Origin of the sequence: Pseudomonas paeninsulae (genome assembly GCF_035621475.1) — a bacterium.
GTDB lineage: Bacteria > Pseudomonadota > Gammaproteobacteria > Pseudomonadales > Pseudomonadaceae > Aquipseudomonas > Aquipseudomonas paeninsulae.
Genome location: NZ_CP141799.1, coordinates 2154916 through 2175201, shown reverse-complemented (window position 1 = coordinate 2175201; position 20286 = coordinate 2154916). Strand labels below are relative to the sequence as shown.

Annotated in this window: 21 protein-coding genes; 3 read left to right on the top strand and 18 right to left on the bottom strand. The window is 60.2% G+C overall.

Annotation, left to right across the window (positions count from 1 at the left end; all coding sequences use genetic code 11):
• Nucleotides 1–120: 120 nt before the first annotated feature.
• The 7 genes from VCJ09_RS10115 to VCJ09_RS10085 form a co-directional block, all read right to left on the bottom strand.
• On the bottom strand, nt 121–840 hold the full coding sequence (locus VCJ09_RS10115; RefSeq protein WP_324734198.1) for a flagellar biosynthesis protein FlhF: 720 nt from the start codon (nt 838–840) through the stop codon (nt 121–123).
• Nucleotides 837–1433, bottom strand: a complete 597-nt coding sequence (locus VCJ09_RS10110; RefSeq protein WP_324734197.1) for an RNA polymerase sigma factor — start codon at nt 1431–1433, stop codon at nt 837–839. Before VCJ09_RS10110 ends, VCJ09_RS10115 begins: the two co-directional genes overlap by 4 nt.
• Before the next feature lie 2 nt (nt 1434–1435).
• Nucleotides 1436–3160 (bottom strand): vWA domain-containing protein, encoded by a 1725-nt coding sequence (locus VCJ09_RS10105; protein WP_324734196.1) that lies wholly within the window; start codon nt 3158–3160, stop codon nt 1436–1438.
• A 79-nt stretch (nt 3161–3239) separates the two neighbouring features.
• Nucleotides 3240–4679, bottom strand: a complete 1440-nt coding sequence (locus VCJ09_RS10100; RefSeq protein ID WP_079201693.1) for an aminotransferase-like domain-containing protein — start codon at nt 4677–4679, stop codon at nt 3240–3242.
• 250 nt (nt 4680–4929) lie between these two features.
• On the bottom strand, nt 4930–5745 hold the full coding sequence (locus tag VCJ09_RS10095; protein ID WP_324734195.1) for an OmpA family protein: 816 nt from the start codon (nt 5743–5745) through the stop codon (nt 4930–4932).
• On the bottom strand, nt 5745–6095 hold the full coding sequence (locus VCJ09_RS10090) for a DUF4398 domain-containing protein (RefSeq protein WP_324734194.1): 351 nt from the start codon (nt 6093–6095) through the stop codon (nt 5745–5747). The genes VCJ09_RS10095 and VCJ09_RS10090 overlap by 1 nt, the downstream gene beginning before the upstream one ends.
• A 10-nt stretch (nt 6096–6105) precedes the next feature.
• On the bottom strand, nt 6106–6933 hold the full coding sequence (locus tag VCJ09_RS10085; RefSeq protein WP_324734193.1) for a substrate-binding periplasmic protein: 828 nt from the start codon (nt 6931–6933) through the stop codon (nt 6106–6108).
• A gap of 114 nt (nt 6934–7047) precedes the next feature.
• On the opposite strand from VCJ09_RS10085, the gene VCJ09_RS10080 reads away from it, so the two are divergent.
• Nucleotides 7048–7986 carry an alpha/beta fold hydrolase gene (locus VCJ09_RS10080; RefSeq protein ID WP_324734192.1) on the top strand — a complete coding sequence of 313 codons (939 nt, stop codon included), beginning with the start codon at nt 7048–7050 and terminating at the stop codon, nt 7984–7986.
• A gap of 74 nt (nt 7987–8060) precedes the next feature.
• On the opposite strand, the gene VCJ09_RS10075 is transcribed toward VCJ09_RS10080, so the two are convergent.
• A complete protein-coding gene (locus tag VCJ09_RS10075) occupies nt 8061–8990 on the bottom strand; it encodes an electron transfer flavoprotein subunit alpha/FixB family protein (protein ID WP_324734191.1) in 930 nt (309 codons plus the stop codon).
• On the bottom strand, nt 8991–9740 hold the full coding sequence (locus VCJ09_RS10070; protein WP_324734190.1) for an electron transfer flavoprotein subunit beta/FixA family protein: 750 nt from the start codon (nt 9738–9740) through the stop codon (nt 8991–8993).
• A 319-nt stretch (nt 9741–10059) separates the two neighbouring features.
• Here VCJ09_RS10070 and VCJ09_RS10065 point away from each other — a divergent pair, with 319 nt between their 5' ends.
• Nucleotides 10060–11724 carry an electron transfer flavoprotein-ubiquinone oxidoreductase gene (locus VCJ09_RS10065; RefSeq protein ID WP_324734189.1) on the top strand — a complete coding sequence of 555 codons (1665 nt, stop codon included), beginning with the start codon at nt 10060–10062 and terminating at the stop codon, nt 11722–11724.
• 114 nt (nt 11725–11838) lie between these two features.
• On the opposite strand, the gene VCJ09_RS10060 is transcribed toward VCJ09_RS10065, so the two are convergent.
• The 5 genes from VCJ09_RS10060 to VCJ09_RS10040 form a co-directional block, all read right to left on the bottom strand.
• The gene (locus tag VCJ09_RS10060; RefSeq protein WP_324734188.1) at nt 11839–12408 is read right to left on the bottom strand and encodes a DUF1285 domain-containing protein; all 570 of its coding nucleotides are present in this window, start codon (nt 12406–12408) and stop codon (nt 11839–11841) included.
• A 10-nt stretch (nt 12409–12418) separates the two neighbouring features.
• Nucleotides 12419–13021: a DUF4823 domain-containing protein gene (locus tag VCJ09_RS10055; RefSeq protein WP_079201684.1), complete on the bottom strand. Its 603-nt coding sequence runs from the start codon at nt 13019–13021 to the stop codon at nt 12419–12421.
• Between the two features lie 64 nt (nt 13022–13085).
• On the bottom strand, nt 13086–13976 hold the full coding sequence (locus tag VCJ09_RS10050) for a radical SAM protein (RefSeq protein ID WP_324734187.1): 891 nt from the start codon (nt 13974–13976) through the stop codon (nt 13086–13088).
• A gap of 77 nt (nt 13977–14053) precedes the next feature.
• A complete protein-coding gene (locus tag VCJ09_RS10045; protein ID WP_324734186.1) occupies nt 14054–15022 on the bottom strand; it encodes a GTP 3',8-cyclase MoaA in 969 nt (322 codons plus the stop codon).
• A gap of 89 nt (nt 15023–15111) precedes the next feature.
• Complete coding sequence (locus VCJ09_RS10040; RefSeq protein WP_324734185.1) at nt 15112–15750, bottom strand: TetR/AcrR family transcriptional regulator; 639 nt, start codon at nt 15748–15750, stop codon at nt 15112–15114.
• Nucleotides 15751–15826: 76 nt separating this feature from the next.
• On the opposite strand from VCJ09_RS10040, the gene VCJ09_RS10035 reads away from it, so the two are divergent.
• A complete protein-coding gene (locus VCJ09_RS10035; RefSeq protein ID WP_324734184.1) occupies nt 15827–16960 on the top strand; it encodes an aminotransferase class V-fold PLP-dependent enzyme in 1134 nt (377 codons plus the stop codon).
• A gap of 430 nt (nt 16961–17390) precedes the next feature.
• Here VCJ09_RS10035 and VCJ09_RS10030 read toward each other — a convergent pair whose 3' ends face one another.
• The 4 genes from VCJ09_RS10030 to tmk all read right to left on the bottom strand — a co-directional run bounded on the left by VCJ09_RS10030 (nt 17391) and on the right by tmk (nt 20284).
• Nucleotides 17391–18173 carry a TatD family hydrolase gene (locus VCJ09_RS10030; RefSeq protein WP_324734183.1) on the bottom strand — a complete coding sequence of 261 codons (783 nt, stop codon included), beginning with the start codon at nt 18171–18173 and terminating at the stop codon, nt 17391–17393.
• Between the two features lie 106 nt (nt 18174–18279).
• Entirely contained in the window at nt 18280–18636 is a 357-nt protein-coding gene (locus VCJ09_RS10025; protein ID WP_324734182.1) for a PilZ domain-containing protein, read from the bottom strand.
• A gap of 36 nt (nt 18637–18672) precedes the next feature.
• Complete coding sequence (locus VCJ09_RS10020; RefSeq protein ID WP_324734181.1) at nt 18673–19659, bottom strand: DNA polymerase III subunit delta'; 987 nt, start codon at nt 19657–19659, stop codon at nt 18673–18675.
• Nucleotides 19652–20284, bottom strand: a complete 633-nt coding sequence (gene tmk / locus VCJ09_RS10015) for a dTMP kinase (protein WP_324734180.1) — start codon at nt 20282–20284, stop codon at nt 19652–19654. Before tmk ends, VCJ09_RS10020 begins: the two co-directional genes overlap by 8 nt.
• Nucleotides 20285–20286 lie beyond the last annotated feature (2 nt).

Here is a 20286-nt window from a genome sequence, read left to right as displayed (position 1 = left end):
TAAGAGGGGGAGCACCATGCTCTCCTCTCCCCTGACATCTAGCAAGCCTGCCGTGCAGTGCTTACATGGGTTTTACTCAACTTGCGACCAATGAAACCTGCCCATCATCGCACTGGCCTGCTAATGGCTTCTCTCGAGTCGTTCGAGCTGCGCCTCGATATCCATCTGCGGATAATCCAGCTGCAGGCGTTGTTGCAAGCGCTGCGCCTCCTGAGCCTTGCCTGCGCGGCGCAGTTCGAGCAGCTGCATGAGCACTTTTTCCGCACCCTGCTTCGCCGCCATGCTGGCCGGCGGTATAGAACCCACGGCGGCCGGCAGCTCTGCACTCGGCACCGGGGCATCAGCCAAGGCTTCGACCTCGCCTGGTACTGGCGTGCCCGCGCCCTCCATCAGGACTGACATTGACTGCTTCTTCTCGGCCTTTTGCCGCGGCTCGGCGTAACGCTGCATGGCTGGCGCCGCCGCTTGCTCGCGCAGCAGAGCATGCGGCGCGTCGACATCGGCCATGGGCGTGGCTGGGGCCATTACGCCACGCGGCATTGGCGCAGCAAAGTTATCGGGCGCTTGTTCCAACGTGCGCCAAGTCAGGCTGATGCCGATGCCGACGCAGGCCAAACCGGCCACCGTCAGCGACCAGCGCTGCCGACCACCATGACCGAACAGCCAGCTATGCAGGCGCAGACTCCAGCTCGGTTTAACTGAGGGCTGCGCGGTACGGGCCGCGGCCAGGATCCGCGCATCCAGCCCGGCACTGGGTTCGGCCTGACTCTGGGCGCGAAAGTGTTCGAGCAAGACCCGCTCATGCGCCACGTCTTGTGGCTCGTGTTGATCGCGCTTCATACGGGTAACTCCTCGGTGGCCGGGTCAGCCAGCAACCGACGTAATTTCTGCAACGCATAGCGCAAGCGGCTTTTCACCGTTTCCGCCGGCGTGCGGGTCAGCTCGGCGATCTCGTGCAACTCCAGATCGCCGTGGGCGCGCAGTAGGAAGACCTCCCGTTGCTCGGCCGGTAGATCATCCAGCGCAGCCTGCAAGCGCTGCTGATCGCGACTCAGGCTGAGCTGCTGCTCAGGATCACTCTCGCTGCACGGCTGGTCATGCAGCTGCTCGTCGAACGCCTCATGCTTTGCCTGCTGGCGCCCCGACTTGCGCCAGTGATCGATCAGCCGATTGCGCGCGATCTGGTACAGCCAGGTCTTGAACAATACCGCTTCGCGCTGCAGCGACTGGCTGCGGATCAGGCTCATCCAGGTGTCCTGAAACACCTCCTCGGCCAGCGTCGGGTCGCCACACAGGCCACAGAGAAAACGAAACAGGCCGAGGCGATGGCGCTGATAGAGCAGCGCAAAGGCCTCGGCATCGCCCTGGCGATAACGCCGCAACAAGGCGGCGTCCTCTTCGTCAGGCAGTCGGGCAACAGGGTTGGCAGTCACGCTTAATCGACCTTGGCAGCACTGGGCGCGGGAAGTGAAGACGAAGTTTGCAGGCTTTGCGCCAATTCGACCAGCTGTACGAACTCGCCGCGCAGGCCGTAGCGATCCTCGCCTTTGCCGCTGCGCGCCAACTCGGCGCTGGCGGCCAGATCGAACTCACCCGTGTACTGCGCGCCTTTGAGTTGCTGGGCAAAGGCGGCGACGGCGGCGGCGAAGCGCAAGTCCTCGCTCGCCTGGGCAATCGTCGGGACGTTGCGTTGCGCCTCGATGGGGATTTCCAGCAGACGACTGCTGCTCTGTAGCGGCGCCTTGTAGCGGATGCGCAGCAGCGCCAGCTCGCCCTGGTTGCCCGCAGCCTTTTCCGCCGGCTGATAGCGCAGCGGCTCCAGCCAGCCCTGATTGCCGGCCGGGACTATTTCATAGAGCGCGGTCACCGTATGGCCGGCACCGATCTCGCCGGCATCGACCTTGTCGTTGCTGAAGTCTTCACGCTGCAGCGCGCGGTTTTCATAGCCGAGCAAGCGGTACTCGCTGACCTGGGCCGGGTTGAACTCGACCTGAATCTTCACATCCTTGGCCACCACCGCCAGGGTCGAGCTGAGTTGATCGACCAGCACCTTGCGCGCCTCGCGCAGGTTGTCGATATAGGCGTAGTTGCCATCGCCCGCGTCGGCCAGCTGCTCCATCAGACGCTCGTTGTAGTTATTCGTGCCGAAGCCCAGGGTGGTCAGGGAAATCCCGCTCTTGCGCTTGTCGGCCGCCAGCTGTTTGAGCGTATCGAAGTCGCTGATACCGACATTGAAGTCGCCATCGGTGGCCAGCAGGATGCGGTTGATACCGCCTTCGATAAAACCCTGCTGCGCCTGCTGGTAAGCCAACTGGATGCCCGACTCGCCAGCGGTCGAGCCACCGGCTCGCAGCTGATCGATGGCCGCGCGAATCCTGGCTTTGTCGCTGCCTGCGGTCGGCTCCAGCACCACGCTGGAGGAACCGGCATAGACCACCAGGGAAACCTTGTCCTTGGCGCGCAATTGCTCGACCAGCAGCTTCAAGGTGCTCTGCACCAGGGGCAAGCCTTCACGTCTGTCCATCGACCCCGAAACGTCCACCAGAAACACCAGATTGGCCGGCGGCAGCTGGGCAACCTGCATATCCGACGCCTTGATCGCAATGCGCAACAGACGGCTCTGCGGGTTCCACGGCGTCACCGCCAACTCGGTGCCGACGCCAAAGGGCGTAGCGCCGGTCGGTAGCGGATAGGCATAGGGGAAGTAATTGACCAGCTCCTCCAAGCGCACCGCATCGGCCGGCGGCAACTGGCCCTGATTGAGGAAGCGGCGGACGTTGGCATAGCTGCCGGTATCGACATCGATACTGAAGGTCGACACCGGCGTTTCGGCCACGGCCTGCACCGGATTGTCGGCGAGCGCCTGGTACTGCTCGCGATATTGCTCGCGGTACGTCGACGGCAGAGAGTCCGCCATAGGAGTACCGGGCCGCACCGCTTCCGGCAGCGAAGCGCCGACGACATGACGTCGCAACTCGGCTTTTTTCGCCAGCAGCGGCGCCTGAGATTGCTCAACGGCCGGAACTACCTGTTGCCGATCAGCAACAGGAGCCTGCGGCGGCTCCGGTTGAGTGGCATTGCAGGCGGCCAGGGTCAGCAGCAGACTACCGGCAAATCCCTGCAGTAGTGGTTGCGGGCCTAACGCACGAATCCTCGACATGACGCATCTCCTTGGGCGAAAAAGTTCTTCGCCCTGGTAGACGCAATAGCCGGCCGATTCGGGTTAACAGCGAGGACATTCAGCTACTCGCCGTTGCCTCCTGGCACAACTGGCTGGCCAGCATGCCCAGGGTCATCAAGGCGCGCTCGGCCTCGCGGTTCCAGGGGATGCCGCAATTCAGGCGCACGCAGTGGTTGAACTGTTCGGTATTGCTGAAGATCAGCCCCGGCGCAATGCTGATGCCCTGCTGCAAGGCGCGCACGTGCAAGTCCTTGGTGTTGACCCGCACCGGCAGGCTGATCCAGAGGATGAAACCGCCATTGGGCCGTGTCATCTGCGTACCTTCTGGAAAATACTGCTGTATCGCTAACTGGAAGGCACTGAGGTTCTTGCGGTACTCCTGGCGGATATAGCGCAGGTGGCGGTCGTAACCGCCGTTCTCAAGGTAGGCGGCCACCGCCATCTGCGTAACGCTGCAGGCTGAGTGGGTGCTGAAAGTCTGCAGACGCTGGATCTCATCCTGATATTTACCGGCGATGATCCAGCCGATGCGCACCCCCGGCGACAGGGTCTTGGAGAAGCTCGAGCAATACACCACTCGCCCTTCCCGGTCATGCGACTTGAGCGCCTTGATCGGCCCTTGCTCGAACATCAGTTCGCCGTAGATGTCGTCCTCGACGATCTGGATATCGAAATCCCCGGCCAGACGCAACAACTGCTTCTGCCGCGGCTCGGGGATGCTGCCGCCGAGCGGATTGCTCAAGCGTGCGGTCAACACCAGCGCCTTGATCGGCCACTGACTGGCCGCCAGTTGCAACGCCTCCAGGCTGATCCCCGTGGTTGGATCGCTGGGAATTTCGATGACCTTCAGGCCCAGCAGATCGGCCAACTGCAGCAGGCCGTAATAGGTCGGCGACTCGGTGGCGATCAAATCCCCCGGCTTGGTCAGCACCCGCAGCGACATCTGCAGCGCATCGACGCAACCATGGGTAATCACCACTTCTGATGGATCGACCACCACGCCGGCATCGCGCATACGGATCGCCACCTGGCGACGCAGCGGCTCGAAACCGGGGCTGAACATATAGCTGAAGGCACGCGGACTTTGAAACCGGGTGACCTTGGCCAACTGCTGGTGCAAGGCGCGTACCGGCAGGTAGTCAACATGCGGCACCGCCGCGCCGAGGGGAAACACGCCCTCGCGGCGCGACTCGGTGAGGATCTGATTGATGATGCTGCTGCGCGTCACTAGGCTGGGACGCTCGACCCGGGCGATATCCGGGGTCGGCGCGGTCAGGGCCGGGGTCTGGTGCACGTAGAAACCGGACTGCGGGCGCGCGCGGATCAGCCCCTGGTCCTCCAGGTTGGCGTAAGCCTGCAATACCGTGGCATGACTGACACTAAGCTGCGAGCTCATCTTGCGCACCGACGGCACCCGCTCTCCCGGCTGATAGACACCGCGGCGGATGTCTTCCGCCAATTGCTGGGCGATACGCTGATAGAGCAACAGACTGGTCATGGCCGTCTTCCCGCTTTATTGAACCCATACAGTAACCCGGACAACCGAAAGTGCACCGGTACAGTTCCATAAATTGTGGACGAAACAGCGTCGCTCCGCCAGCGACTGCTGTGGAACAATTCAATCACAAGCCAACTGCTTTTTGGAATTGCTCGCACCCTCTAGGCTGCGGCGATCCCGGCTACGACCTGCGATAAATCAAGCGCAGTAAAAAGCCCCGGCGCGCCAGGGCTTTTGGGTACTGCCTGGATCAGCGTGCGGAACTCAGCCGCCCCAACTCGTCGGAGAACACGATCTCGACTCGACGGTTTAGTGCGCGGCCCCTGGCCGACGCATTCTCCGCCACCGGGAAGCTCTCCCCATGGCCTTGCACCTCGATGCGCGTGGTTTCGACACCCAGATCAACCAGGACATCGGCGACGGCTTGCGCCCGTGCGCGGGACAGTTCGAGGTTTGCCAGCTTATCGCCACTGCTGTCGCTGTAGCCCTCGATACGCACCACCCGGCGCGGATTCAGCTGCAGGAACTGCACCAGTTTCAAGACTGTACGATTGGCCGAGGCCTTCAGCTCGGCCTGTCCTGCATCGAACAACACATCACCAAGGGTCATCACCAAGCCACGCTCGGTCTCGCCGGTTGTCAGGCTGAGTATCTGCTCTTCCAGCCAGTTGCTCTGCTCCTGCACACTGAGCAGCTTGGCTTCACGCAGGGCCAATTGCAGGCGCTGGCGCTCCATCTCGAGCTTGGCCGCCCGATCCTGATTCAGGGTCAAGGCACTATTTTGTCCGGCGATTTCGCTGTACCGCTGACTAAGGTAGGCGTAATGGCCAACGTCATCCGCACTCCCCCAATAGCTCGACAAACGGTCTGCACGGGCCAGGGATTCGCCTGCACGGATCACATCTTTCGGCGCACTGCGCAGCACGTCGGAGTTTTCCTTTACCGCCTGAAAGCTGCTGCGGGCCGTCTCGAGTGCCTCATTGCTGCCCTGCTGTTGCGACCCAGCGCAACCACTCAGCAGCAACGCCAACAGAGCGCCTCCCAGCAACTGGATCCGAGCATTCATCACAGCGCCCCCAACTGCTTGCGCAGGCGATTGATGCGGCTATTAAGTTCGTTGAGCTGATCCTGACTTTTCTGCGTCAACACCCGAGCTTCCGCCAGACGGGCATCCAGCTCGGCCTGCTCGGCAAGTACCCGCGCGTCCTTGAAGGCGTCACGTTGCATGGCAGATTGAGCCTGCAACAACTTGGCTTCGGCCATTGCCAGTTCAGCTACTTGCTCATCGGCACCAACAGCTTTGGCTTGTGCCAAGGCTTGCTCGGTAAGCCGCAATTGCTCGCTTGGCGCGGGATCGCTGGCGCAACCGGTCAAACTCAGCACCACGATGGCGGCGCATGAAAATCGATTAATCACAAAAAACTTCCTACGGATTCGGGACGCTTGCGGGTTGCAGATGCTGCTCTTTCCAGCGCAATAGATTGTGCTGCAGCAAGGCTTCCGGCAGGCCGGTAGCGACCGATTCTGTCATCTTTTTCGCCAGTTGTCCGCGCAGCCAGGGGTCGTTGCATGCCGAGTTATGCGACAGGGTCAGGTACAAGCCCTCGCTGGAAATAGGCGGATCCAGCACCAGCAGGTCATCCTCAATGCCCTGCGTCTCGGCCAGAGCCAAACCGGGAAACCGCTCGTAGAGCACATAATCGGTACGGCCCAGCAGTAACTTCTGAAATGCCTGAGTCAGACTGGACACGCCTTCCAGGGTCAAATTGGCCTTGGCATAAGCGTCGAACTGCTGGCCAAAACTGTTATTCACCAACGTCCCACCAGTGCGTCCATGCAGGTCGGCCCAACTGGCATAGGGAAACTCCGCGCCTTTACGCACCCAGATCACACTAGGGGTGAAGAAAAATGCCGGGTGTACATAATCCATGATTTCCAGACGCGGCAAGGTCAGAAAAGCACCAGCGAGCAAATCGACCCGTCCCGTGCGCACCTCGTCTTGGGCGCGAGACCAAGGCCCGGTATAGATCACATCGATCACCAGATCCAACTCTTTGGCCAGATGCTTGAGCAAGTCGGCGTTGGCACCAATCAATTGCTGCGGATTCTGCGGGTCACGCCATAAATAAGGCGGATACTCCGGATTACCAGTGGCGACCAGGCGCTCACACTTGCCGGCAGCAGCACTCAGCCCTGGCAACAAGACCACGCCAAGCAAAAGCAATACAGATTTCAATAACCCACGTTCGAGCATGGTGACTTCTCGACTGAACTGTTGATGGACTTTCAGGGCAAGCGAACACTGGTGAATGTCGGCTGTATGTTAGCTGACAACCAGCTTAATAATAATTCGCAATAAGGGTGCACCATGAAAAAACTGCTACTCGGCTTGATACTGCTGCTTGCCGGCGCCGCTACAACGCTCTATCTCTGCCCCGCCGCGTTACTGGCCACGACGCAGCTGATCGAGCAGCAACGGGCAGACCTAAGCGCCAAACGGTTGACCGTCAGCAATCTTAGCATTCATTACTACCAAGGCGGCCCGAGCAACGGCGAAACCATTCTGATGGTCCATGGCTTTGGTGCCAGCAAGGACAACTGGCTGCAATTTGCTCGCTACTTCACCGAGGACTACCAGGTGATAGCCTTGGACTTGCCCGGCTTCGGCGACAGTAGCAAGCCTTACGCCAGCTACGATGTCGGCACTCAAGTCGAACGCCTCGCTGCATTCACTCAAGCCTTGAAGATCAAGAAACTGCATCTGATTGGCAATTCGATGGGCGGCCATATCAGCGCCCTGTATGCCGCACGCTACCCCGAGCAAATCCTCTCGGTAGCCCTGCTCGATAATGCCGGTATCGACTCGCCACAAAAAAGCGAGCTGATGGAGCGCCTCGAACGCGGCGCACCCAATCCGCTGATCGTCAACACACAGCAACAGTTCGATCAGTTGTTGGAGTTCATCTTCGTCGAAGTGCCGAGCATGCCCGAGCGCATCAAGCACTATCTGGCAGCAAGAAGCATCGCCAATAGTGCACTTAACGAACTGATCTTCGCGCAACTGGTCAGTCGCTATATTCCGCTTGAACCCGAACTGCCGAAGATCCAGGCACCGACGCTACTGCTATGGGGTGCGCAGGACAGGGTTCTGGATGTTTCCAGTATCGAGGTCATGCAGCCGCTCCTGCAACGACCCAGCGTGGTGATCATGCAAAACTGTGGGCACGCCCCCATGATCGAACGCCCCGAGGAAACCGCCGAACACTACCGGGCGTTTCTGCGCACCGTTGTAACAGAGCTTGAATAACGTCACGCCAAGATACATCGCACACAATAAAAAACCCGCTCAACGCGGGTTTCTCATGGAGCGGGGAAGCCGGTTTACACCAGTTTCTCGAACTCCGGGATGGCCTCGAACAGGTCGGCAACCAAACCGTAATCGGCTACCTGGAAGATCGGCGCCTCTTCATCCTTGTTGATCGCAACGATCACCTTGGAGTCTTTCATGCCAGCCAGGTGCTGAATCGCACCGGAGATGCCGACGGCGATGTACAACTCAGGGGCAACGATCTTGCCAGTCTGACCGACCTGCATGTCGTTGGGCACGAAACCGGCGTCGACCGCGGCGCGAGAAGCACCAACGGCTGCGCCAAGTTTGTCGGCCAAGGCATAGAGGTGCTTGAAGTTGTCACCGTTCTGCATGCCGCGGCCGCCGGATACGACGATCTTGGCAGCGGTCAGTTCCGGACGATCGGACTTGGCCAGCTCTTCGCCGACGAATGCCGACTTGCCAGCGTCGCCGCCAATGGCAACAGCTTCAACAGCAGCGGAACCGCCCTCAGCCGCCACCGGATCGAAACCAGTAGCACGCACGGTGATCACTTTCACCGCCGCCGTGGACTGCACGGTAGCGATAGCGTTACCGGCATAGATCGGACGCTTGAAGGTGTCAGCGCTTTCAACGGCAATGATTTCCGAGATCTGATCCACGTCCAGCTGAGCGGCAACCCGCGGCAGGATGTTTTTGCCGTTGCTGGTGGCAGCAGCCAGGATGTGGCTGTAACCAGCACCCAACTCGGCTACCAGCGGCGCGACATTTTCCGGTAGCTGATGAGCGAATGCAGCGTTGTCGGCAACCAGGACCTTGGCCACGCCAGCGATTTTGCCAGCAGCTTCGGCAACTGCGCCACAACCGCTACCAGCTACCAGCACATGGATATCACCACCGATAGCTTGCGCTGCGGCAATGGTATTCAAGGTGGCAGGCGCCAGGGCCGCGTTAGTGTGTTCTGCAACAACTAAGATAGCCATTTAGATTACCTTCGCTTCGTTCTTCAGTTTCTCGACCAACTCAGCCACCGACTTGACCTTGATGCCGGCGCTGCGGGTAGCAGGCGCTTCGACTTTCAGGGTCTTGACGCTGGAAGTGGTGGCAACGCCCAGGGCTTCAGGGGTGAGCACTTCCAGCGGCTTCTTCTTGGCCTTCATGATGTTCGGCAGCGATGCGTAGCGCGGCTCGTTCAAGCGCAGGTCGGTAGTCACGATCGCCGGCAGGTTCAACGCCACGGTCTGCAGGCCGCCGTCGACTTCGCGAGTCACGTTGACCTTGTCACCGGCCACTTCCACCTTGGAGGCGAAGGTGCCTTGGGCGTAGCCGCTCAGTGCGGCGAGCATCTGGCCGGTCTGGTTGTTGTCGCTGTCGATCGCCTGCTTGCCTAGAATGACAAGCTGCGGCTGCTCCTTATCGACCACTGCCTTGAGCAGTTTGGCAACGGCCAGGGAATTCAGCTCATCGCTGGACTCGACCAGAATGGCGCGATCGGCGCCCAGTGCCAGGGCGGTACGCAGCTGCTCTTGAGCAGCAATCGGCCCGATCGACACCACGATAATTTCACTCGCCACGCCTTTTTCTTTCAGGCGTACCGCTTCTTCCACGGCGATTTCGCAGAAGGGATTCATCGACATCTTGACGTTGGCAAGATCAACGCCGCTGTTGTCCGCTTTGACGCGAACCTTGACGTTGTAGTCGACCACTCGTTTGACAGCTACAAGAACCTTCATGGATTCCTCGTTACTCTCCGGTGAATAGGAATGTCGCCAGAAGCGAACATGGCGGGTAATGCAAATCGGCCGGAACCGACTTTCAGCCCAGACGGCGAACGCAAAACCGCCCGTATCTTGACTGCACGGCCTAGCCTGGTCAATACAATGAGTCGGCCAGTCATCCGTGATGTAGTAGGATTCTAACAGGACTACAGAATATTCAAACAAACGTTTGTATTGGCCCGTTCGGAGGGTGCAGATATAATGCGCCAGCATCGCCCAGGGAACGAGCCTGATCGTCAAATAAAATTTGAGAGCCTTGAGTAGGAGATAACCTGTGGAACGCGAGTTTATGGAATTCGACGTCGTCATCGTCGGCGCCGGCCCAGCCGGCCTGTCCGCCGCCTGCCGACTGAAGCAGAAAGCCGCCGAAGCGGGCAAGGAAATCAGCGTCTGCGTGGTTGAAAAAGGCTCCGAAGTCGGTGCGCATATTCTCTCCGGGGCGGTGTTCGAGCCGCGCGCCCTGAACGAACTGTTCCCCGACTGGAAGGAACTCGGCGCACCGCTGAACACCCCGGTCAAGCGCGACGACATCTACCTGCTGAATAACGCGACAAAAGCCAGCCGAATCCCCGACCTGTTCGTGCCTAAGACCATGCACAACCAGGGCAACTACATCATTTCCCTGGGCAATCTGTGCCGCTGGCTAGCGCAACAAGCCGAAAACCTGGGCGTAGAAATCTACCCCGGCTTCGCCGCTCAGGAAGCCCTGATCGACGAGAAGGGCTCGGTCTACGGCATTCTCACCGGCGACCTGGGCGTCGACCGCGAAGGCAATCCGAAAGAGGGTTATTACACCCCCGGCATGGAATTGCGCGCCAAGTACACCCTGTTCGCCGAAGGCTGCCGTGGCCATATCGGCAAGCAGCTGATCAAGAAGTACAACCTCGACAGCGAAGCCGACGCCCAGCATTACGGCATCGGCATCAAGGAAATCTGGGACATCGACCCGGCCAAGCACGAGCAAGGTTTGGTGGTACATACCGCCGGCTGGCCGCTGTCGCTGGTCGACAGTGAAAACACCGGTGGTTCCTTCCTCTATCACCTGGAGAACAACCAGGTCGTAGTAGGCCTGATTGTCGACCTGTCCTACAGCAACCCGCATCTGTCGCCGTTCGACGAGTTCCAGCGCTACAAGCACCACCCGGTGATTGCCCAGTACCTGGAAGGCGGCAAGCGCGTGGCTTACGGCGCACGCGCCATCAGTAAAGGCGGCCTCAACTCGCTGCCGAAGATGGTCTTCAACGGCGGCGCGCTGATCGGTTGCGACCTCGGCACCCTCAACTTCGCCAAGATCAAGGGCAGCCACACCGCCATGAAGTCCGGCATGCTCGCCGCCGATGCGGTGGCTGACGCGCTGTTCGCCGGACGCGAAGGCGGCGACCAACTGACCGGCTACGTCGACGCCTTCAAAGCCAGTTGGCTGTATGACGAACTGTTCAGCAGCCGTAACTTCGGCGCGGCGATCCACAAGTTCGGCGTCCTCGGTGGCGGTGCGTTCAACTACATCGACCAGAACTGGTTCGGCGGCAAAATCCCCTTCACCCTGCACGACACCAAGCCGGATTACACCACCCTTAAACCGGCTGCCGAGTCGACGCGGATCAACTACCCGAAGCCGGACGGCAAGCTCAGTTTCGACAAACTCAGCTCGGTATTTCTCTCCAATACCAACCATGAAGAGGAACAACCCTGCCACCTGAAGCTCGCCGACCCGAGTATTCCGCTGACCAAGAACCTGCCGCTGTACGACGAACCGGCGCAGCGCTACTGCCCGGCCGGCGTATACGAAATCGTCACCCTTGAAGACGGCGAGAAGAAGTTCCAGATCAACGCGCAGAACTGCGTGCACTGCAAGACCTGCGACATCAAGGACCCCGCCCAGAACATCAACTGGGTGGCACCGGAAGGCGCCGGCGGACCTAACTACCCCAATATGTAAGACGCGCAAAAAAGGCTCCCTCGGGAGCCTTTTTCTTTAGTCCGCAGAGTGCGCCGGGACCTCATGAACATGCTGCGTACGCTGCACCCGGCGATTTCGCCCAGCCGCCGAGCCCTAGGGCTGCGGCCCAATCGGGAAGAACTCGCCACTGCTCCACACCCCCAGCCAGGTCTTACCGTCGATCTCGCGCGGTACTGCCAGCTCGACCAGCTGATAAAACACATTGCGGTGTATCAATGCCTCCAGGTTGCTGCGCACATGCACGTAGGGCGACGGCTCCTGGGTCCGCTCACTAAGCACCACGCGTAGCGGATGCTCGGCGCCGGCGACGGCCTCCTCCTCGACGTTAGTGGTGAATCGCAGCACCTGCGCCTCGCCCTCACCGTCCACCTGCAGGCTGACGGCAACGAAGGGCGCATCGTCGACCTTAATGCCGACCTTCTCCACCGGGGTAATCAGGAAGTAATCGTCGCCATCGCGGCGGATGATGGTGGAGAACAACTTGACCATCGGCTTGCGACCAATCGGGGAGCCCATGTAGAACCAGCTACCGTCACGGGCGATGCGCATGTCGATGTCGCCGCAAAAGTCAGGGTTCCACAGGTGCACGGGCGGCAAGCCCTTCTTCTCGCTCTTGGGGATCTGCGCCAGCAGGTCGCCGGCTTTTTTGCCTGGGTCGGTCATGTGAGTTTCCTTAGCGGCTCAGCCCAATCAGGCTGCGGGCATAATCGCGCAGCGGCGGACCGAGCAAATCTTCTGGTTTGGCATCATAGAACGTCAGGAAGCCGCCACGGCTGCGAATTCGCGCGGTATCGACCAGATAACGGGTATTGGTCTCGATCAGCATCAACTGAATGACGCTACGGTCGGTGCCCAGCCGGTCCAGCGCCTGCTCATCCGCCCACTCATCGCCGGTACCGATGCGGTCATCGGCATAGGCGAAGCGGCTGTAGAGCAGATAATGCGCGCCGGCCGCGCGCGCCTGACCCATGGCCTCCTCCAGCCCGGCCGGGCTGCGCGCCCGACGGACCAGCGGGAAATACTCGACGAAGCCCTTGAACGCCTCTTCCGCCACCACATTCGGGCGCGGATAGGCCGCGCCGGGGGGAACGAAGTGCCCCTGGACGATATAGATGAAAGAGTCCTGCTGTAGGCGCCGCGAGGCCATGCGCTCGGTTTGCCCATGATCGAGAAAACCGGCATCGCGCAATTGATAGGCGGCTCCATCAGCCAGGTCGCTGACCTTCATGCAGCCGCCCAAGACCATCAACGCCAGGATTAACATCAGACTGCGCATCACTCTCCTCCCATGCCGGCGACGGAATACCGGCGGATAGGGCAGTAACGCAGGTTCCATGCCATCACAGACCGCGCTGCCACTCCTGACGCAACCCGGCACCCTGCGGCTGTTCGATGGCGGCGCGCACCTGCGCCAACAGACGCGGCTTATCCGCACCCAGGATGCCTTTGAGTACCAGGTAGTTGGAGGCATGATCGCTGCGAAACACCGTGTCGCGCAGCTCAAGCCCTTGCAACAGGCACTCGACCTCGACGAACAGTTGCTCCTGACTCAATGCCTGATAATCGGCGAACGCCTGACGAAACCGTGCCTCGCCTTGGGGAAAGCTGACCACCAGGGTCGAGAGGAACTCCGGTTGCGCGGCATTCATCAGGCGCGCCGAGTTATCGGCATGCTGCCCGCTCAAGGTGCTACCACCAAGACCATTGAGGATCATCACCGAACGAGTGATCCCTGCCTGGCCAAGCTTGTCCAGGGCACTCAGGCTGGACTCGAACGTTTCGCCCTTGTTGACCCGCGCCAGCACCTCGTCGTCACCCGACTCGCAGCCCACATAGGCCATACGCAGCCCGGCATCGGCCAGCTCCTTCAGCTCATCGACCGACTTCTTGCGCAGATTGCGTGGCAGGCAATAGCTCGAGACCCGCTCGACATCCGGCATGTGCTCACGAATGGCCGATAGGATGACCAGCAAACGTCGCGTCGGCAGCACCAGGGCATCGCCATCGGCGAGAAACACCCGCTGCACGATCAGCCGCTCGCCAGCGCGGCGAATTTCGTCCAGCACCTCTCGCTCATCGCGGGCACGGAATTTCTTCTGCGCCTCGGTGTACATCTCGCAGAAGGTGCAGTTATTCCAGGAGCAGCCGTTGGTCACCGGCAGAATCAGCGAGTGGGCCTCGCTTGGCGGGCGGAATACCGGTTCGATATAGGCAATCGGGAAATCAGTCATACTTTTTAGCGTCAAGCTTCGAGCCAGGATGCCTTGTACAACCGATAGAACTCACCCTTTTTTGCGGCTTGCGGCTCTCACCCTCCAATAATCTTCATGACAGTCACGCCCCCGGAAAAGGCCACCTCCTGCTTGTCACCCAGCGCCTTGACCAGCAACCCCTGCAAAGCCGGCAAAGCCTGGTGACGCGGTTTATCGAGCAGATCACCGACATAGTGACGATTGCTCGACGACAGACAGCCATGCAGCCAGCCGGTCGACGACAGGCGCAAACGTGAACATGTCCGGCAGAACGGCACAGTTTCGTTGGCAATCACACCGAAAAAGCCCTGACCGGGAACCTCGTAGCGCAACGCAGTGGCATCCACCGGCGCATCGGCCTGGGTATAGTCGTAGCGCTCGCCGATCATGGTCAACAGCTCGGGCATGCCGACGAACTGGCGCAGGAAACTGTTGCCGTCGCGCGCCAGATGGCCCATGCGCATCAGCTCGATAAAGCGCAGTTCGAAACCGCGCTCCAGACAATACTCCAGCAACGGTAGAACCTGATCGAGGTTCTGCCCGCGTAGCGGCACCATGTTGAGTTTGATCCGCATGCCGGCGGCATGCGCTTCGTCCAACCCGGCCAAGACAGTGGGCAGATCACCACCGCGGGCAATGGTCCGGAAAGCAACGGGATCAAGGGTGTCCAGGGATACGTTGAGGCGGCGAATGCCGTTTTCCAGCAGCAACGGCAGCTTGCGCGAGAGCAGTTGGCCGTTGCTGGTCAGACTGATATCGGCCAACCCCAGCGGGCTGACGCCGCGCAGAAACGCCTCCAGCTTCGGACTGACCAGGGGCTCGCCACCGGTAATACGCAAACGCTCGATACCCGCGGCTTCGATCAAGTAGCCGACACCGCGCACCATGGCCTCGGCGGACACCTCGTCCTGCGCCGCGACCAGGCGCTTGCCGTCGGGTACGCAGTAGGTACAGGCGTAATTACAGGCGGAGGTGAGGCTTACTCGCAGATTGCGAAAGCGTCTACCTTGGCGGTCAACAATCATGGAGGACTCCGGTTAACATTACTCGGAGTATATCGCCGCAACCCGCTATGGCACATGCACTGTATGCGCTATCAACCGAACGAATAGCGTCAACTAGTCGGAGTCTCGGGGTCACGCTTGCGCTTGTTGCCCATGCGCACACCGATATCCATGAGGAACTGGAAGAACCCCTCCTGATCTTCCAGCACATTGCTCCAGAACGGCGAGTGGTAGAGCGCCACGGCGCCATGCACTAACGCCCAAGCCGCGCAATAATGGAAATACGGCGGCACGTCTTCCAACTTGCCTTCGGCGATACGGTCCTTGATCAGCTGAGTCAGACGTTCAAAGTTGGAGGCGCGGATCTTGTGCAACTGCTCAACCAGTTCCGGCACCTGATTACTCTTGACCACCTTCTCTTCCAGGCGGTCGAACAAGCGGTAGCGTTGCGGATCACGCATGCGGAACTCGAAGTAGGCGCGTGACAGTGCTTCCTTATCACGGTCGATGTCGGCCGAATGCAGCAACTCGTTCAAGTCGCGCTCGTAGTCGAGCATCAAGCGCAGGTAGATCTCCGCCTTGGACTTGAAGTGTTTGTAGATGGTGCCTTTGCCGATACCGACGGCGTCAGCGATCATCTCGACAGTAACGCTGTCTTCACCCTGTTCAAGGAACAGTTTCAGCGCGGTGTCGAGAATTTCCTGTTCGCGGCGGCGAAACTCACGGACCTTACGGGGTTCATTCTGCATAAGAAGGACTAAGAGGTCGAAAATCGAAGCCGAGTATTATGCCTAACTAACGCAAAATTGCACGGATCATCCGACCATGTACGGCATTCATGACGAGTTTCCGCAACTTCCCGGTCTCCGTTACCTGAACCACGCCGCAGTCGCGCCCTGGCCACGGCGTGCAGTGCTGGCGGTCAGGCGGTTTGCCGAACAGAACGCTCAGGTTGGCGCCCGCGACTACGCAGATTGGCTGCTGGTCGAACGCCGCCTGCGTGAACGCCTGACCCGCTTGCTCAATGCCCCCTGCAGTGACGATATCGCACTGGTCAAAAGTACCTCGCAGGCGCTGTCCTTCGTGGCGTTCGGCCTGGACTGGCATGCGGGCGACCAGGTGGTGATCAGCAACGAGGAGTTCCCCTCCAACCGGGTGGTCTGGGAGGCGCTCAAGCCGCAAGGAGTCGAAGTAATCAAGGTCGACCTGCATAGCGGCGACCCGGAAACCAAGCTGCTCAACGCCTGCGGCCCGCGCACCCGGCTGTTGTCGATCAGCGCTGTGCAATACGCCAGCGGCCTGCGCCTGGACCTGCAGCGCATCGGCCATGGCTGTCAGCAACGCGGCGTGTTGTTCTGCGTCGACGCGATCCAGCAGCTCGGCGCCCTGCCCTTCGATGTCCAGGCTTGCCAGTGCGCCTTCGCCATGGCCGATGGGCATAAATGGCTACTCGGCCCGGAAGGGTTGGGCGCGTTCTATTGTCGCAGCGACCTGCGCGCCCAGCTTGAATTGCATGAATACGGCTGGCATATGCTTGAACACCACGGTGACTACCTGCGCCAGGATTGGCAACCCGCGCACTCGGCCAGGCGCTTTGAATGTGGCAGCCCGAATATGCTCGGGGCCATGGCACTGGAAGCCAGCCTGTCGCTGCTTGAGGAAGTCGGCATGGTCGAGGTCGGCAAGGCCGTGCAGGAGCGCGTGCAGTGGCTGCTCGACGGCCTAGCCACTCTCCCCGGCGCCACGCTGCATAGCCCGATTGACCCGACTCGGCGCGCCGGTATTGTCACCTTCAGCCTCGCCGGCTGGGATAATCAGTCACTTTTCCAGCAACTCAGGTCCGAACAGGTGATTTGTGCACAACGTGGCGCCGGCATCCGCCTGTCCCCACATTTTTACAGCGAGGCACGGGTAATAGAGGAAACCTTGAGCCTGCTGCAGCAGTTGGCGACAGGATGAGGACTCAGAAGCCGGCCAGGTATTCCAAATCTGTTTAAAAAATGAGGCTAATGAGCCTGGACGTTCGGCAAACTTCGCCAATACTCAAGAGTACTGGTGGGGCATCTCCCCCCAAGTGTCCCGCCAGGCAAGGTACCGTGGACCGCGTGCCTTGATTTACTCCTAATGGTCTTAGCCCGGATTCCCCCCCAGAACCCGGGTTTTTTTTGTCGCGCCGATTATCCACCGCACACTACCTTTGGCGAGTTGCGTCCCTACGGATCGCGGCGTGTATCAAACTGGCGGCACTCCGTACAGAGCGCAGCAACTGCCAATTAGGAGTGTGCCGCACCGGTTATCCACGGCGTACTGCCTTCGGCGAGTAGCGCCCTACTGATTGCGGATGACCAGACTGACGGCGTTCCGCTTGCTAGCAATCGGCCCACCACACTCAGGCAACCCGCGCCAATGGGAATAGTCGCTTGAAGTTGGCGCTGGTCTGATCGGCCAACTGCTCGAAACTCACGCCCCGCAACAACGCCAGATACTCGGCCACGTCTCTTACGTATTCCGGCAAATTTGGTTTGCCGCGGTGCGGCACTGGCGCCAGGTAGGGCGAGTCGGTTTCCACCAGCAAGCGATCTGCCGGCACCTGACGGGCGACTTCGCGCAGCGCCTCGGCATTACGGAAGGTGACGATACCAGATAGGGAAATATAGAAACCGAGATCCAGCGCGGCCTTGGCCATCGCCCAATCTTCGGTGAAACAGTGCAACACCCCGGCCTGCGGTAAGGCGGCCTCGCGTAGCAAGGCCAGGGTATCGGCACGCGCTTCCCGGGTATGCACGATCACCGGCTTACCGGTGACCTGGGCGGCCTGCAGGTGCAGGCGGAAGGCCTGCTGCTGCAACTCTGCCGCTTGCGGTTCGTAATGGTAATCCAGCCCGGTTTCACCGATGGCCACCACCCGAGGGTGGTTCAGTTCGGCCAGCAGCCAGTCCAGAACTGGCGCGGCGCCCGGATCGAGATCCAGAGGATGAACCCCGACCGAGCAATCGACATCGGCATAGCGCTCGGCCAGGTTTTTGACCGCCGCGGCATTGTCGGCACTGACACCGATGCAGAGAAAATGACCAACGCCGCGCGCCCGCGCCGCATCCAGCGCAGCATCGAGGGAGCCGTCATGGGCGGTCAGATCGAGACGATCGAGGTGACAGTGGGAATCGATAAGCATCGGGGGCAGTCTCAAGCGAAAAGCTGCAAAGCACGCGCCGCACCCACCAGAAAGCCCGAAGCACAGCAGCTTACTTGTGGCTTGGAGCTGGGACTTGCGCCTGCAGTTACATGGTATGGGTTGGCCGATCCGACTTCAGCGCACCCGCCAGGTAGGTCTCGATCTTGTTCCGTGCGGTGTTGTCACCGTCATTGAACTGCACACCGACACCCGCTGCACGGTTACCCTGCGCGCCCTTAGGAGTGATCCACACCACCTTACCGGCGACGGGGATCTTTTCCGGCTCATCCATCAGGTTGAGCAACATGAATACTTCATCGCCAAGCTTGTAGCTCTTGTTGGTCGGGATAAACAGCCCGCCATTCTTGATAAAGGGCATGTAAGCGGCATAGAGCACGGATTTGTCTTTGATCGTCAGCGACAGGATTCCGTTACGCGGGCCCAAATTAGGTGGCATGCTCATGCGGCGTTCCTGGTTTTCATTACGTGATGGCCGATTCTAGCCCGGTCCGGGCAGGCTTGCCCACTGCACCAGCAGGGCTTCGAGAAGCAAGACACGGTTGAGGTTGGCTTTACCTATGACTTTCTGCCGCTGCGCCAGCAACCAATCCTGCATCTTCAACACTTTCGGCTGAGGCGTTTTCTCCGCCAGGTACTGTACAACCTTGCGCATATCGGCTTGTCCCAGCCCATCCACGTCATGCGTCAGCTGATAACGCAACATCAATTGCGCCCAGTCACAGAACCAGTCGAACAATAGCTGCAAGGATACCGCGTTCCAGCTTTCTGCCAATTGGCTTGCCGCGACCTGCTGCTTGAGCAGCTTCTTGACCCCCTCTACCACCAAAGCACGCTGCTGGCGCACGCCCTGTGCGTGCATACGTGCAGCGACCAATGGCGAACCTGCCGCCAAACAGAGCAACTCGGTACGCTCTTCGTCAGTACACTCCGGCAGCGCCTGTGCCAACCAGGCCTGGCTCATCGCCTGGCTCGGCAATGGACAGGCCTGCTGTACGCAGCGACTCCTCACCGTCGGCAGCAAACGACTGGGCTGATGACTGATCAACAGCAAAACCGTATCACCGGAAGGCTCTTCCAGACTTTTCAGCAGGGCGTTGGCAGCGTTCAGGTTCATCGCTTCGGCCGGCTCGACCAGTACCACCTTACGGCCGGCGAGTTGAGCGGTCTGAACCACGAAACTGACCAAGTCACGCACCTGGTCGACCTTGATTGCCTTGTCGACCTCTTCCGGCTGCAAAATGTAGTTGTCCGGATGGGTGCCGGCAGCCAGCAGATGGCAGGATTTGCACTGACCGCAGGCATCCAGGCCCGCTGGCCGCTGACAGAGCAAACGGGCCATTAGGCGCTCGGCGAGCGCGCGCTTACCGATACCGGCTGGACCATGCAGCAGATAGGCATGAGCATGCTGCGTGCGGCCGGCCAGTTGCTGCCAGAGCGTGGCTTGCCAGGGATAGGCATCAGCCACGGCACAGCTCCGCAATGCTCGCCAACATGCCGTCTAGATCCTGCTGCACCTGACTCAGCGATTGCGCGGCATTCAAAATCCGATAACGCTGAGGCTCCTCACTGGCACGGCGCAAATAGGTCTGGCGCACCGCTTCGAAAAACGCCCGCCCTTCCTGTTCGAATCGATCCAGTCGGCCACGCGCCGCAGCACGGGCCAGACCGACCTCTACCGGCAAATCGAACACTAGGGTCAAATCCGGACGCAAGTCGCCCTGCACGAAGCTTTCCAGCACGGCAATACGGACCTCCGACAAACCGCGACCGCCCCCCTGATAGGCATAGGTGGCATCGGTAAAGCGGTCGCAGAGCACCACACAACCGCGGGCCAGCGCGGGACGAATCACCTGAGCCAGATGCTGGGCACGAGCGGCGAACACCAGCAGCAACTCGGTATCGGCCGCCATTGGCTCATCGCACGGCGTCAATAACAGCTCGCGGATGCGCTCAGCCAGCGGTGTACCGCCTGGCTCGCGAGTCAACAGCACCTCAATCCCTTGAGCTCGCAGGCGCTCGGCCAGGAACTCCCGATTAGTACTTTTTCCAGCGCCTTCAGGGCCTTCCAGAGTGATAAACAAACCGCTCACAG

Excerpts from the sequence above, each read along its gene's own strand:
- VCJ09_RS10075 (WP_324734191.1), bottom strand. The coding sequence starts at position 8,990 with ATGGCTATCTTAGTTGTTGCAGAACACACTAACGCGGCCCTGGCGCCT.
- VCJ09_RS10080 (WP_324734192.1), top strand. The coding sequence starts at position 7,048 with ATGAAAAAACTGCTACTCGGCTTGATACTGCTGCTTGCCGGCGCCGCT.
- VCJ09_RS10050 (WP_324734187.1), bottom strand. The coding sequence starts at position 13,976 with ATGACTGATTTCCCGATTGCCTATATCGAACCGGTATTCCGCCCGCCA.
- VCJ09_RS10115 (WP_324734198.1), bottom strand. The coding sequence starts at position 840 with ATGAAGCGCGATCAACACGAGCCACAAGACGTGGCGCATGAGCGGGTC.
- VCJ09_RS10040 (WP_324734185.1), bottom strand. The coding sequence starts at position 15,750 with ATGCAGAATGAACCCCGTAAGGTCCGTGAGTTTCGCCGCCGCGAACAG.
- VCJ09_RS10060 (WP_324734188.1), bottom strand. The coding sequence starts at position 12,408 with ATGACCGACCCAGGCAAAAAAGCCGGCGACCTGCTGGCGCAGATCCCC.
- VCJ09_RS10025 (WP_324734182.1), bottom strand. The coding sequence starts at position 18,636 with ATGAGCATGCCACCTAATTTGGGCCCGCGTAACGGAATCCTGTCGCTG.
- VCJ09_RS10085 (WP_324734193.1), bottom strand. The coding sequence starts at position 6,933 with ATGCTCGAACGTGGGTTATTGAAATCTGTATTGCTTTTGCTTGGCGTG.
- VCJ09_RS10035 (WP_324734184.1), top strand. The coding sequence starts at position 15,827 with ATGTACGGCATTCATGACGAGTTTCCGCAACTTCCCGGTCTCCGTTAC.
- VCJ09_RS10095 (WP_324734195.1), bottom strand. The coding sequence starts at position 5,745 with ATGAATGCTCGGATCCAGTTGCTGGGAGGCGCTCTGTTGGCGTTGCTG.
- VCJ09_RS10105 (WP_324734196.1), bottom strand. The coding sequence starts at position 3,160 with ATGTCGAGGATTCGTGCGTTAGGCCCGCAACCACTACTGCAGGGATTT.
- VCJ09_RS10055 (WP_079201684.1), bottom strand. The coding sequence starts at position 13,021 with ATGCGCAGTCTGATGTTAATCCTGGCGTTGATGGTCTTGGGCGGCTGC.
- VCJ09_RS10100 (WP_079201693.1), bottom strand. The coding sequence starts at position 4,679 with ATGACCAGTCTGTTGCTCTATCAGCGTATCGCCCAGCAATTGGCGGAA.
- VCJ09_RS10030 (WP_324734183.1), bottom strand. The coding sequence starts at position 18,173 with ATGCTTATCGATTCCCACTGTCACCTCGATCGTCTCGATCTGACCGCC.
- VCJ09_RS10045 (WP_324734186.1), bottom strand. The coding sequence starts at position 15,022 with ATGATTGTTGACCGCCAAGGTAGACGCTTTCGCAATCTGCGAGTAAGC.
- VCJ09_RS10070 (WP_324734190.1), bottom strand. The coding sequence starts at position 9,740 with ATGAAGGTTCTTGTAGCTGTCAAACGAGTGGTCGACTACAACGTCAAG.